Here is a 13,344-nt window from a genome sequence, read left to right as displayed (position 1 = left end):
TTTAATTCGGTTGTTCGTCGGATTGCATGAGGCTCTTTAGCTATCCGTAGGAACCATGCAATCAGAGTAGGAGACGAACATTCCAAGATCAAGGAAAGGCAACGGACGGCTATTTGAAATATTTTCCAAAGATGCGAGGAAAGTTGTAAGCGCGCATGCACCCGCGCGCGATACGCGCGGATGCCCGCATCGATGACGCAGCGTCAATGCGTCGGCTCGAAGTGCGTCGAGGACGTTTTGTCGTGCGTCGCGTATTTCTCGATCATCGTCGCGCTCGCGCGGTTCAGGCCGGTCACATCGACCGCGATGCCGTTGCGGCGGAACTTGTGCACGACGCGATCCAGCGCGTCGATTGCCGTGATGTCCCAGAAGTGCGCGTGCGACAGATCGAGCCGCACCGAGCGCACGTTTTCCTTGAAATCGAACTCCGAAACGAGGGCTTCCGACGACGCGAAGAACACCTGTCCGCGCACCGCATAGCGGCGCTCGCCCGTGGCTTCATCGAGCGTGGACTCCACCGCGAGCACGCGGCGCACCTTGGACGTAAAGAAGAGCGCCGAGAGCAGCACGCCGACGCCCACGCCGATCGCGAGATTGCCCGTCGCCACGACGACGATCACCGTCGCGAGCATCACGGCCGACGAGCTCTTCGGATGCGTGCGCAGATTCGCAATGGATTTCCAGCTGAACGTGCTGATCGACACGAAGATCATCACGGCGACGAGCGCGGCCATCGGAATCTGCTTGACCCACGGCCCGAGGAACACGACGAGCACAAGCAGGAACGCGCCGGCCACGAAGGTCGAAAGACGCTGGCGTCCGCCCGATTTCATGTTGATGACCGTCTGGCCGATCATCGCGCAGCCCGGCATGCCGCCGAGAAAGCCCGCGACGATATTCGCGCAGCCCTGGCCGCGGCATTCGCGATTCTTGTCGCTCGGGGTATCGGTGTAATCGTCGACGATGGCGGCCGTCATCAGCGATTCCAGCAAGCCGACAATCGCGATCGCCACCGAATACGGAAAGATGATGCGCAGCGTGTCGAGCGAGAAGGGCACGCGCGGGAACGCGAATTCCGGCAGGCGATCGGGGAACGAGCCCATGTCGCCGACGGTGCGCAGTTCGAGATGCAGCGCCATCGAAATGATCGTCAGCACGACGATGCAGACGAGCGGCGACGGCACCGCCTTGGTCAGGCGCGGCAGCAGATAGATGATCGCGAGGCCGCCCGCGGCCATCGCGTGGACGTACCACGGCTGTGCGTGCAATTGCGGCAACTGCGCGAGAAAGATGAGAATCGCGAGCGCATTCACAAAGCCCGTGATGACCGAGCGCGACACGAAGCGCATCAGCGCGCCGAGTCTCGCGAATCCCGCGCCGATCTGCAACAGGCCCGCGAGCATGCCCGCCGCGAGCACATACTCGACGCCGTGCGCTTTCACGAGCGACGACAGCAGCAGCGCGACCGCGCCCGTCGCCGCCGAGATCATGCCGGGACGCCCGCCCGCGATCGCGGATACCACCGCGATGCTGAACGCGGCGTAGAGCCCTACTTTCGGATCGACGCCCGCGATGATGGAAAAGGCCAGCGCTTCGGGAATGAGCGCGAGCGCGACGACAATGCCGGCGAGCACATCGGCGCGCACGTTCGAGAACCACTCTTCGCGCAGTGTGTGTGTCTTCATGGATAGGGTGTCGTTGAATCGATTGCTGGAAAGACCGGACGCGTGGCATCTCGCGGTTCGCCGAACGAGGCGGCGATTCGATGCGCGTGAAAGTCGGATGCGGCGTCGCGGCGCATCGCAAAGGCGAAACGCGGGCGACGCGCCATAGGTCCGCGAACCCCTGTCGGTCAGATGTGTGTGACGAAGGAGTGTCGCGGAGCGCTACATAGGTGTCTTTGCGTGGGCTGGAAAAAGAAACGCCGCGAGCACATGTCGCGGCGTCGGTATTTTACCCGATTGAAAGCGCGCGGGCGCGCTGCGGGGCGAATCAGCAGCGCTGCTCGCAATCGATATATTCGAAGCCCGCCGCGATCGCGAAGCGGATCGCCTCTTCCACGTTGGCGAACTCGCCCGGCAGTCGCACGGAACGCTCCGCTCCGTTCAAATCCTGGATTCGCGCCGTCGCGGCAAACATATTGCCCTGCCGGACCGCTGCCGGCGTGACCATCATGTCCCTGTAGCTGAAGACCATTTCTCTCTCTGTCGGATGTAATCGGCCCGAACGGTCGTCCGGCTACCCATGGTTCAGGTTATCGGCAACGGTAAACGTTTCTTTACCGGGTTCGCTCGAATGCTTCCTGTCATCCAGGGAAATCAGCGATCCGGCTTGACGCGACGGAAGAGGAAGAGCAGCGAAAGATCGTAGGCAATTTTGAGCGCGCCGCACGCGACGAGCGGCGCGCCAAGCCACCCGAGCCCCAGCAGTGCACCCGACAGGGTGGGCGCGAGCGCGGCTGCCAGGCTTCGCGGAACCGCGGTAAAACTCGCGGCAGCGGGGCGCTCGCCCGGTGTGACGACCGACATCACATAAGCGCTGCGCGTGGGTACGTCCATCTGCGAGAGCGCACTGCGCACGAGAAGCAGCGCCAGGGTCAGCATGAGCGACGACGAAAATGCTGCCGCAATGAGGCAAATGCTCGAGGGAATATGCGTGAACACCATGGTGTTGAGCAGGCCGATGCGACGTGACAAGGGCGCCGCGGCAAGCTGCGAACCCGCGCTGAGCAGACCGGCCCAGAAGAAGAACCGACCCGCGGCGCCGAGCGAAAGTCCAAACCGCTGAATCAGCCACAAGGTCAGCAGCGAATTGACGAGCAGTCCGCCAGCAAAGGCGTCGACGCTGAACAGCAACGCAAGGCGCGTGACGATTGCGCGCGATGGACCGAGCGGTATGCGTCGCGTGTCGCCGCTGGACTGGCGCGCCGGCATGTGCCGGTAGAGCAGCCAGATAATCGCTCCCGACATCGCGTAGACGATGAACATGATGCGCATCGCCGTGAGCGGTGAGGCCGCGTGGCGGGCGGCGAGCCAATCCGGCACGCCGGCGGCCAGTGCTCCGAGTGCGGCGGACAACGCGCCAACGAGGCTATAGCGCGCGAACACCGTGGTCCGTGCGTCACCGGTTGCGGACTCGGCCAGGCTCGCATGTTCGAGCGGGAGAAACAGGCTGACATCGCCCGAACTCGGATTCAGCGTGCCGATGAACGCAACGATGAGCAGCGGCCATAGCGATGACAGGCCCGCAAACGCGAAACCCGTGGCCATCATCAGCGCGGCCGCAAAACGCAACTGGACGCGCGACGCAAATCGATTGCCCACGAAGCCCACTACGATCGTCGCGAAGGCGGAGCCGAACAACGTCGTCGTGCTGATCAGGCCAACAGCCAGTTGTCCAAAGCCGAGCGCCAGCAAATAGCCCGGTAGCAGCACCGCGATAAAGCCGTCGCACATGCCACGCAGCCCACGGGCAGTCAGCAGGCTCAGGGCGCCGGGCTGGACGCCTTCGGGGAGGAGCAGCGCGGCAAGGCGCGAGCCGCCGGCTCCGTGAGTCATGCCTCTAGGGATGCGCGGCATCCTTGCACCATGCATAGCGCGCGTCACGAGCCAGGGACAGGCAATACGGCCGACTATCGGGCGTTCGCAGATATCCCCATTTCATGATCGACTCCGATGACGCCGATGCCGTCCTCGCTCGTCACGCACTCTGGCGCTCTACGGCCGCACGCCAATCGAGGCCATTTCATTTCCGGCAGAGCTGGATCGTTTTAAGTGTGCACCAATCTTTTTTCGTGCGCTTGCCATGTCGATCTGGCTGCACTCTTTGGGCGTACGTGGCACCCGGAACGTCCCTGTCATTCCTCTGCGAAGAAGCCGTTTGACTGACGCCCGTCTCTCTAACACGGTCCCCCGCTTTATCAGCGACGCTCGACTCGCGCGAGCAGCGAGACGTCCGACCGCGTCAAAGGCATGGACCGAGCGCCATGCAGCAGCACGGTCACGCTTTGCTTTGACTAGTCAAGGAGATTTGCCATGTCGAATAAACTGCTTTTAGCGGCCGCGCTCGTGGCCGCGCTCTCCGTAAGCGTAGCGCAAGCTCAGGATGCGACGGACAACCAGTCCGCGTCCGCATCGCAAACTTACGGCAGTGCCGCCCCTTCCGGCGACGCGTCCGGCTACGGGGGCGCGGCCGGTAAATCCGCTTCCGGTGCGATGGCGAGAACAACCGGGACACCGCAGCAAGCTTGCGTCGGCCCGGCATCTTACTGTGACGTCTATAAGGGTGGTCAGTAATCCGCTCGCGCTTTGAAACCAGCGGTCTCAGTCAGAGCAATGCGTCATGCCGGCGAGAGACCGTTCGAGAGAGCCATGCTGATGGATGATCGACCCTATCCAGCACGAAGGCAGTTGGAAGCGTGCAGCAATTGCAGCGCGACGCCCGCGACGATAAAGGTCACACCCAGAATGATCCTGATACGGACACGCAATGCGCCTGCGGATAGTTTGTGCATCGAAAATCTCCAGACAACGATCGGATGAAACGCGAATTCGGGCTGGACCGCCTCGCGATCCATCTCTTTCAGCGGGGGCTCGGTTTTCAGTCTGGCAGGCGCCTGGCGCGGAAGGCGTAGTAGATCTGTACCGCCGAAGAAACCGCAAGCAGAGAGAGGCTCGCGGTTCGTAGGAACTCCACGCTCATGAACCGGTTGCTTTCGTGAGTGAGAATCCAACCCGCCAACGCCGGGCCCAACGCGATGCCTCCGACCGCGACGATGTAATAGACGCCGTTCATCTGCCCGGTCTTATCCAGCTTCGACATCACGCCGAGGATCATTGGATTGATGACCCAATACGCAAAGGCGAAAAATAATACCGATGAGATGAAAACGACAAGCGACCGAGGGAAGATGAGCTGGATTACTACGGAGCAGCACAGCACGACGAAGAAAAGGCTGATGATCGGAGCCGAGGCTTTGCGGTCGCCGACGAACACCGCCATGGCCGACCCCAACGCGCTCACAATGGCGGACCAGCCGAGGACCGCGGACATCGTTGTACGAGCAATACCGGACGTTTCGCCGAGAACCGAGATGAAGGGCCAAAACGTTCCCACACCGAGATAAAACACACCGAAGGTCGTGGCGAGAATTGCTTTCTCGCCAAGCCCGAGGGCTCGTGCTCCCTCGACCGCCGCCGTCTTCTTTTTTTCGACGCGGTCGTGACTTTCCGGAATAAAGCCAATGAGCGCCAGCGCGAGCGGGACCGTGCCAGCCAGGATCAGGAAAATCGAGTTCGATCCACAGAGCCGATCCATGAACGGCATGGCAAACGCAGCCGCCGCGCCATATAGCTGGGTACTCGTCGAATACAGCGCGGCGGTCTTGCCCGGTCGCCCGGACAGGGCAATCAAGATGCCAAGCCGTCCCAGGCCGAAACCCGCGCCTACACCCGACAGGCAACGCAGAGCGTAAAGAATGAAGCCCGGGTCAGTCTTGAACGCGATGCTTGCTACGTTCGCCAGCATCATCAACGCGAGGGCGCCGAACAGGTACTCTCGCCTACGCAGGGCGAACGGAAAAGCCGTCGCCAGCACCGTGCCGGCGCTCGTCGAGATCATCTCGGCCGTCAGAAGATAGCCGGAGGTCGCTTTGTCGAATCCGACAGATTGAACGAAGGCCTGAATGATGAGCGGCTTGAGCGAGGACGCCGCATGTCCCGCAACGCCCACGACAACGATCGCGACGATGGGCAATGCCACCCACAGGCTGGCGCGGGACATGCCATTGCTTCCCATAAGGTCAACGGAGTGAGCCTCCGCCTTCTGAAGTCTGCCCGTTGCAGGATCGCTCATTTCAAAGGTCTCTCCCTATTGTGACAGGCCTGACGATCGAAGCACCACCTGCCACCGCGAACAAGCCGATGTGGACATGGGGCTCGATTGCCGCGACGCCGACAAGGCCACACCGGACAGCCCACGATGCATCCCCGCCGGGGCGTCGACACAATAATCAGTCTCCCTGCTTATATATTCTCAGTCTGCCTGTATATATTGGACCCGTATGTAAGGGAATCTACCTACCGCCTGACACCCCCAAATTTTGCGTTGACATTCGGCGACGTCGAGATCAATGTATCCCGAGTTGGTACACCAAAAGGAGTTCTTCGTGTCAAAAGTAAGTGTTCTCGCCACGGGCGACGCCATGCTCACGCAGCGCATATCGCCTAATCCCGATGCCGATTTCCTGGCTCTCGTCGAAATGCTGCGCAATACCGATGTTGCGATCACGAACGTCGAGATGGTCTTTCCGGGCCGCGGCCGGATGGCTTCGACGACCATGCACGGCATTCCGTGCGGTGTCGAGCCGGAGCTTCTGTCGGAGTTCGAGTGGCTCGGCATTGACATCTACGGGATGGCGCACAATCACGCGACCGATTACGGCGTTTCCGGACTGGTTTCCTCGATCGAGGCGCTCGAGGCTCGCGGACTGACTTACGCCGGGGTAGGGCGCACGCTGCGCGAGGCGCGGGCGCCGCGCTATTTCAGTGCGCCGGGCTGCCGCGTTGCCTACATCGCTGCGGGCTCGAGCAATGCGCGTCTCAACCTTGCAGCGGACCCGAGCGTTGGTGACGTCGGGCGCCCTGGCATTGCGCCGGTTCGCGTTCAAAAGACTCACTACATCAAGAAGGAACGTTTCGACGAACTGCGCGACATCCTCGCCGAGGCGGGCGTGAATGTCACGGCGACAGGGACAACTGCGCCGGGAATACATTTTCCCTATCCCGACAAGAACGTATATGACCCGCCGCCGCCCGGCGGCTTCGCAGTGGAGGGCGTCAATTTTGCGCCGGGCGAGACGTCCCGAGTGGTAACGGACGCGCTGGAACGGGATGTCGAAGCGCTCACTGCCTCCGTGCGGGAAGCCGCTCGTCAGGCAGACCTCGTGTTCGTTGGTCTTCATTGTCACGAGGGCCTTCAGGGGCGCTGGAACAGCGACACCCCCGCGGAGTTCCTCCAGCCGCTCGCGCATAAATTGATCGATTCCGGCGCACATGGCGTATTTGCGCATGGCCCTCATATGCTCCGCGGTGTCGAGCTCTATGCCGGCCGGCCCATTTGTTACTCGCTCGGCAACTTCATTTTCAACGTGGAAACGTTCTCTTCGTTTCCGCTCGAGGTCTATGAGCAGCAGGGCATGCCCCTGACATCGACGCCCGCGGATCTGTTCGACGTGGTAACGGGCTACGGCAAGCAGCCGCTTTTCTGGGAGTCGGTTGTGGCGCGCTTCACCTATGAGAACGGTGTTCTCGCTGACAGCGAACTCCATCCGATTACGCTTGGAAGAGATGCGCCGAGGAGCCGGCGCGGTTGCCCACAGCTAGCGTCCGGCGACGAAGCTGCACGAATCTTGTCCCGTCTCGATGGTCTTTCCAAACCATTCGGTGCGAGCGTTGAAATCGTCCGGGACGGAGATCGTTGCGTCGGAAAGATCAGGCCAGATCTTTGACGTGATTTGTCCACGCTTGCATCGCTTCGTCGTGTTGCGAAGCGGTGCGGGCACACGCCGGGGATCTTCAATCTAATGACGGATCCCTCCGTCGAATAATCGCGTCCACTCCGGCATAAGAGGTTCTTTCGCAGCCTGGCGGGTGCTCATTCTTTCCGCCAGACGCTGCCGCCAATTCCACGAAGTAGGCATCCCGGGTTCTTCCCTATCCACCGTGTTATTGACACCTCAAAAGTATACAGGCAGACTGAGTATATGGTCTTGTGAGACGAACATCGCAGATATATGAACTCGCTTGTATTGAATCACTCTGGGGCGGTCGAGCTCCCGTCGTCCAATAACCTCCCGGAAAGCGGTGGTGCGCGACGGGGCGAGCCGCCTGACGGTTCACGCGACGCTCGCGGGCGATGGATGTCGTTCATCGGTGCGGGAGCCCTGGTTGCCGTGGGATACATGGACCCGGGAAATTGGGCCACCGCGCTCGGCAGCGGGGCGAAATACGGCTATCAACTGCTGAGCGTCGTCCTCGCAGCGAGCCTGATGGGATTGCTGTTGCAGTGGGTAGCGTCGAGAGTCGGTGTCGTAACCGGACGTGACCTCGCTCAGTTGTGCCGTGAGCGTTATAGCCGTCGAACCACGATCCTGCTTTGGATCGCTTGTGAAATCGCGATCATCGCTTGCGATGTCGCGGAAGTCGTAGGCAGCGCAGTGGCGTTGCAACTGTTACTTGGTGTTTCGCTGACTGTAGGCGTGCTGATGTCGGGATTCGCCACATTCGCCATGCTGGCACTTCAGAGCCGCGGCCAACGCCCGCTGCAGGTCGTCGTAAGTTTGCTGATCTTCTTCGTTGGATTGTGTTTCATCGTCGAACTCGCTCTCGCAAATCCCTCGTGGCATGCAGCGCTCGCTGGTCTCAAACCATCGACCGAATTGCTGCGGGACGCGGGCATGATCTGGTTCGCTGCAGGCATACTGGGCGCAACGGTGATGCCCCACAATCTCTATCTACACTCTGCGCTCGTGAAGGAACACGCGAACGACAGAGACGAACAGTCGACCGCAGACGCCATGAGAGCGGTCAATGTAGACACGTTCGCATCGCTCGGTCTGGCGTTCACTGTCAACGCATCCCTGCTGATTGTCGCGTCGGCCGTGTTTCACGCGAGCGGTCATTACGATGTGAGCGATCTCGCCGACGCTCATCGGCTGATCGCACCTCTCGTTGGCAACCAGTGGGCAGGGGTCATCTTCGCGGCGGCGCTGCTTGCTTGCGGACTCAACGCGACTGTCACGGGCACACTTGCAGGTCAGGCGGTCATGGAGGGCTTCCTGCGGCTAAAGAGTGCGCGCTGGGCACGTGCGCTCTTCACGCGAGTGCTCGCTATAGGGCCGGCGCTGCTTGCCGTGGGCGCTTTTGGTGAACATGGATCGAACCAATTGCTGGTTGCGAGTCAAGTGGTGCTGAGCGTGCAATTGCCTTTGGCCGTGATTCCCTTAGTGAGCTTTGCATCGGATGCCGCGCTCATGGGCCGGTTCCGCGTCAAGGGAATTCCGCTTGCGCTGGCGTGGTTGTGTGCCGGGATTATCGTGGCGCTGAATTTGGCGCTGCTTTGGCAACTGATGGCCCATTGAGCCTCACGCATGCGCGACTGGAGACTGAATGAGCTATCGCGAATAATCATTGCGGTCACTCGTGGACAAGTGGTCGCAAGAATGGCCGCATAACTTTCTTGAAGCAGCCTGAACACCCCGTTAAATCGACCAGAAAAAGTGGATGTCAGGCCTCGCGCGCGGCCGTCGCCAGCATTTTCACATGCATTGCGCGAGACGTAGTCCGCGCGACCGATCCCTAAGTAAATGCCCTTACATACGCGCTCAAAGTATACAGGCAGACTGATCAAACGATGCGGGAATAGAGACACGGTAAGCGCCTAACAGTGTCTTCAAGCATAGGAATAATTTCGACATCCTACGTAACAAAATATTGTCCTTCGGACCGAAGAGCGGCATTGCCCACGATATCTGAAAGCTTGATCGAATGCAGTTTGACTAGTTGTTTAACGAACAGGAGACAGTTCAAATGAGCGACCCTGCAGCAACCAATCTACGCGAAGCGGAGTCGATTTCCGCGCTACCGACTGACGACAGAGGACTCTTCTCGCGCGCCGCCTTTTGGGTGACACTGCCAATCATCGCAATCGTGATGGTCGGCGTTGCCGGACATGCGGCTTCCTCTCTCAAGCCGCTTATCATCCAGGCTTTCGTTCAGTCTGTTGGCTTCGATAAGGCGACATCTGGTTATCTGCTGACGGCCGAGATGATCTCCACCAGTGCCGGCACTGTCCTCGCGACAGCTTTTCCCTTCGCCCTGCGGCGACGGGGCTATTTATTCGGTGCGCTGGCCTTGATGATGCTGGCTAACGTAGCAAGCATCCCGTTCAAGGCTGATCCTGGCATCTTGCTTTACGCCTTGCGCTGCCTGTCTGGCGTAGGGGCGGGCTTCGGCCTTGGACGGCTCGGGATTCTTATTGCACTCTCCGGGCGTCCGGGGAAGACAGCGGCACTCTATTCGACGACTACCCAGCTGTACGGTGCCGCCGCCGCGTTTGCCATGCCGTTTATCGACAGAATCTGCGGGGCGAATTCGATCTTCGTCATTCTGGCAGGCACGGTTCCTCTTGCCCTGGTGCTCATCGGATATGTTCCGGAAAGCCATGAGCGAGTCGAGAAGAAGAAGGCGGTGGCGGTCGAGGGCGTGCGAACGCTCGGGCTACCGGAAAAAGTGATCCTCGCGACCACCTTCTTTGTCTTTTATCTCGGCATCGGCACGTTCTATCCATTCATCGCCGTGCTGGGCGAAACCGCCGAAATTGGACGATCGCAGATGTCCGCGGTACTGGGCTGGGCCGCGATCGTCAGCGCGCTAGGGTCTGCCATGGCGGTCGTTGCCGGAGACCGGAAAGCGTCTGCTCCGATCATCTCGCTCTTCTTCGTCGCACTGTGCAGCGCGATCGTCCTGCAGCTCGCGTTTCCACGATCGCTCGCCGTGTTCATCTGCTCAGTGCTGCTCTTCGCCTTCTCATACTGGGTCATCAATCCGTTGATTCTTGGCGTCATGTCGAAGCTGGACAGGACCGGGCAAATGAACGGGGTCTATTACATCGTCGCAGTCGGCGGCATCTCGTTGGGGCCGGCGTTGGCAGGCTGGGTGCTCACCCACCAAGCGGATCGCTTTACGGGCGCGGAGTTTCTAAGAGCGGTGAGCTTTGGTTTCCTCGCTGTCTCGTCGGCGGTCCAGATCTACTACGCCTACCGGGCGCGACGCCTTCCGGACTAGTTCGCGACAGGTCGAAACGGGGCGCTCGGCCGGAGCGCCTGCAACGTCCGTCTCTCAGGGCCGCGCAACCACAGCGCGGCGCTTTTGCCTTGGTCCGTGTCCTCGCGCGGGCCAAGGCATTTTTTATTGGTAATCAGTCTGACTGTATACCTTGCGAGCTCCCTGAGGGTTCTCCCTAAACGGGTTTCGTTGACAGGATAAAAATATACAGGCAGACTGAATATCACGACGAACCCCACATCGTCGCAAGGTAACGAACTGACGACGACAACCCATTGTCGGGAGGAAACATGATGACGACGGCAACACTTGAGCGGCCGGAATCGCAGGACAGGCAAATCGAGCATATTGAAATCAAAGTGATCGATACGGATGTCCATGTCGAACCGCGCTCGTTCGAAGAGCTGATTCCCTATCTGGACGCGCCCTGGCGCGATATGCCCAATCTTATCGACAGCGTGCCCTTCAGCCGCTCGACGTACAAGACGCTCGACGGCGGTGGCCGCAAGGACGCGTATCCGTCGATCGGAGACATCGGCTCGGACCCCGAAATGGTCGGGCAGCAAATGTTTGTCGATGACCCGACCGACTATGCGATCTTGCTGCCGTGGAGCTTCCGCGGCTTCACGACCGACCCGAAACTGGATACCGCGTTGGCCGGCGCTGTGAACAGCTGGATGGCCGATACCTGGCTGTCCAAGTACAACGCCGAGAAGCGCTATGTGGGCTCGATCTCGATCTCCGTGGATGACCCCATTGGCGCGGCCAGGGAAATCGACAAATGGGGTGGTCATCCCGGCTTTCGTCAGGTGATGATCGGCCACTATGGTCCGCGTCCCTTCGGTCATCCGATGTATGACCCGATCTGGGAAGCAGCTGCACGCCACAACCTGCCCATTTCGATGCACTTCCGCGGTGGCGCCACGCAGCCGCTCGGCTGGACCTCGACGGGGCCGCTGCAATACTTCGTCGAATATCACTCGCTGATTGCGCCGATGGCGTATGCCACGCACCTGGCGAGCTGGATCTGCAACGGCGTGTTCGACCGCCATCCCGACATGAAGGTCCTCTTCGTCGAGGGCGGCTTCCTGTGGTATCAGCCGTTCGTGGATCGTATGGAGCGCCATTGGGCGACGACGTCGAAGGAACTCGGCCTGAAGAAGACGCCGCATCAATATGTCGTCGACCACTGCCGCTTTGCAACGCAGCCGATCGAAGAGAACACGGACCCGCACAAGATCGCCGCGCTCTATGAGCAGGCGAACGCAGCAGAACTCGTGATGTTCTCGAGCGATTATCCCCACTATGACTACGACCCGCCGAGCAAGGCGCTCCCGCGCTCGATCGACGCCGAGGTGAAGAAGCGAATCATGTCAGAGAACGCCCGCCTGGTTTATGACCTTCCGACGACGCGTCCGGTGGACCGTTTCGACGTGGCTGCCGGAGGTGCACGATGATTATCGATTGCGCAGTCCATCCGGTTCTGGACAACATCGAGTTCAACAAGGAAGTAGGCGCACCGTGGAACCTGCTGAAATTGCCGCCGCTTTTCGGTGAGAAGTACCGCGCACCATTCGATCAGTTCTCGGTGCCGGCGCAAGAGGCATCGAGTCCGGCAGCCGTAGCTGCTGACTTGCGTCGCCGCGGCGTCGATTACGCGGTACTGAGCCCGACGACGCGCGGTTACTGGCCGAACCCGCAGCAGGCCGCGGCAGTTGCGAGCGCCGCAAACAGATTGCTCACGGAGAAGTGGTTGAACGCGCCGGAAGCTGAAGGCCGCTTCCTTGGCTCTATCCGCGTCTCGCTGAACGATACGGACACCGCGCTGCGTGAGATCGATCGTTATGCCGATGATGACCGCTTCGTGCAGCTTGTCGTTCCCGCTCGTGCGTTGGCGACTTACGGTGAGCAGCGCTTCTTCCCGATCTGGCGTGCGGCTGCCGAGCGAGGCCTCGTCGTCTTCGTCCACGATGACTTCGCGACGCTCGTGGAACCGCCGCCGTCACAAGTGGGTTTCCCGAGCTATTTCGCTGAGAATCACGCGATTCGCCCGATGTCGTCCATTGTTCAACTGACCAGCTTCATCGTTGCCGGCGTCTTCGAACGACTGCCCGAACTTCGTGTCGTGTTCGGCGATGTCAGCGTGCACGCCGCGCGCTCACTGGTGATCCGAACCGATAAGGACTGGCAGTCGGATCGTGTCGAGGTGCCCTGGGTGAGCAAGGACCCGACGACGTATCTCGAACGTCAAGCCCGCTTTGTCACTCAGGCTGACGACGAAATTTCGCCGCACAGCGTGGCTGCAAGCGGAACCATTGGCGGTGACAACGCTTCGCTGGTGGTGTTCGGCAGCCGCCATCCCTATTGGGACGGAGTGAACGCGAATGACGTGTTCCCGAACTGGTCCGAAACGGAGCGCGCTCGTGTCCTCGCGGACAACGCGGCACGGTTCTATCCGCGTCTGGCAACGCGCGTTTCAGCTGAATTGAGCTCGTGACCA

Annotated in this window: 11 protein-coding genes; 6 read left to right on the top strand and 5 right to left on the bottom strand. The window is 60.5% G+C overall.

Annotated elements, in window-relative coordinates; all coding sequences use genetic code 11:
• Positions 1-203: 203 nt before the first annotated feature.
• The 3 genes from AC1Z32_RS05580 to AC1Z32_RS05570 form a co-directional block, all read right to left on the bottom strand.
• Positions 204-1,685, bottom strand: coding sequence for a SulP family inorganic anion transporter (locus tag AC1Z32_RS05580; RefSeq protein ID WP_483477695.1), 1,482 nt, complete (start codon positions 1,683-1,685; stop codon positions 204-206).
• Between the two features lie 307 nt (positions 1,686-1,992).
• The gene (locus tag AC1Z32_RS05575; RefSeq protein WP_483477694.1) at positions 1,993-2,175 is read right to left on the bottom strand and encodes a hypothetical protein; all 183 of its coding nucleotides are present in this window, start codon (positions 2,173-2,175) and stop codon (positions 1,993-1,995) included.
• A gap of 143 nt (positions 2,176-2,318) precedes the next feature.
• Positions 2,319-3,557 carry an MFS transporter gene (locus tag AC1Z32_RS05570; protein WP_483477693.1) on the bottom strand — a complete coding sequence of 413 codons (1,239 nt, stop codon included), beginning with the start codon at positions 3,555-3,557 and terminating at the stop codon, positions 2,319-2,321.
• Positions 3,558-4,034: 477 nt separating this feature from the next.
• Between AC1Z32_RS05570 and AC1Z32_RS05565 the strand changes: the two genes are divergently transcribed.
• Positions 4,035-4,295, top strand: a complete 261-nt coding sequence (locus AC1Z32_RS05565) for a hypothetical protein (protein ID WP_483477692.1) — start codon at positions 4,035-4,037, stop codon at positions 4,293-4,295.
• Positions 4,296-4,390: 95 nt separating this feature from the next.
• Here AC1Z32_RS05565 and AC1Z32_RS05560 read toward each other — a convergent pair whose 3' ends face one another.
• On the bottom strand, positions 4,391-4,513 hold the full coding sequence (locus AC1Z32_RS05560) for a hypothetical protein (RefSeq protein WP_483477691.1): 123 nt from the start codon (positions 4,511-4,513) through the stop codon (positions 4,391-4,393).
• Between the two features lie 86 nt (positions 4,514-4,599).
• A complete protein-coding gene (locus tag AC1Z32_RS05555; RefSeq protein WP_483477690.1) occupies positions 4,600-5,853 on the bottom strand; it encodes an MFS transporter in 1,254 nt (417 codons plus the stop codon).
• 313 nt (positions 5,854-6,166) lie between these two features.
• Here AC1Z32_RS05555 and AC1Z32_RS05550 point away from each other — a divergent pair, with 313 nt between their 5' ends.
• From AC1Z32_RS05550 to AC1Z32_RS05530, 5 genes are all read left to right on the top strand, one after another.
• Positions 6,167-7,507 carry a CapA family protein gene (locus AC1Z32_RS05550; RefSeq protein ID WP_483477689.1) on the top strand — a complete coding sequence of 447 codons (1,341 nt, stop codon included), beginning with the start codon at positions 6,167-6,169 and terminating at the stop codon, positions 7,505-7,507.
• Between the two features lie 285 nt (positions 7,508-7,792).
• Entirely contained in the window at positions 7,793-9,139 is a 1,347-nt protein-coding gene (locus AC1Z32_RS05545) for an Nramp family divalent metal transporter (RefSeq protein ID WP_483477688.1), read from the top strand.
• Between the two features lie 448 nt (positions 9,140-9,587).
• On the top strand, positions 9,588-10,844 hold the full coding sequence (locus tag AC1Z32_RS05540) for an MFS transporter (RefSeq protein WP_483477687.1): 1,257 nt from the start codon (positions 9,588-9,590) through the stop codon (positions 10,842-10,844).
• 290 nt (positions 10,845-11,134) lie between these two features.
• A complete protein-coding gene (locus AC1Z32_RS05535) occupies positions 11,135-12,301 on the top strand; it encodes an amidohydrolase family protein (RefSeq protein WP_483477686.1) in 1,167 nt (388 codons plus the stop codon).
• Positions 12,298-13,341 carry an amidohydrolase family protein gene (locus tag AC1Z32_RS05530; RefSeq protein ID WP_483477685.1) on the top strand — a complete coding sequence of 348 codons (1,044 nt, stop codon included), beginning with the start codon at positions 12,298-12,300 and terminating at the stop codon, positions 13,339-13,341. Before AC1Z32_RS05535 ends, AC1Z32_RS05530 begins: the two co-directional genes overlap by 4 nt.
• Positions 13,342-13,344 lie beyond the last annotated feature (3 nt).

The sequence above is a fragment of the Caballeronia sp. 11_S32 genome (assembly GCF_056930355.1).
Note: the sequence above shows the minus strand (reverse complement) of the source record. Positions and strands in the feature narration are given on the sequence as shown.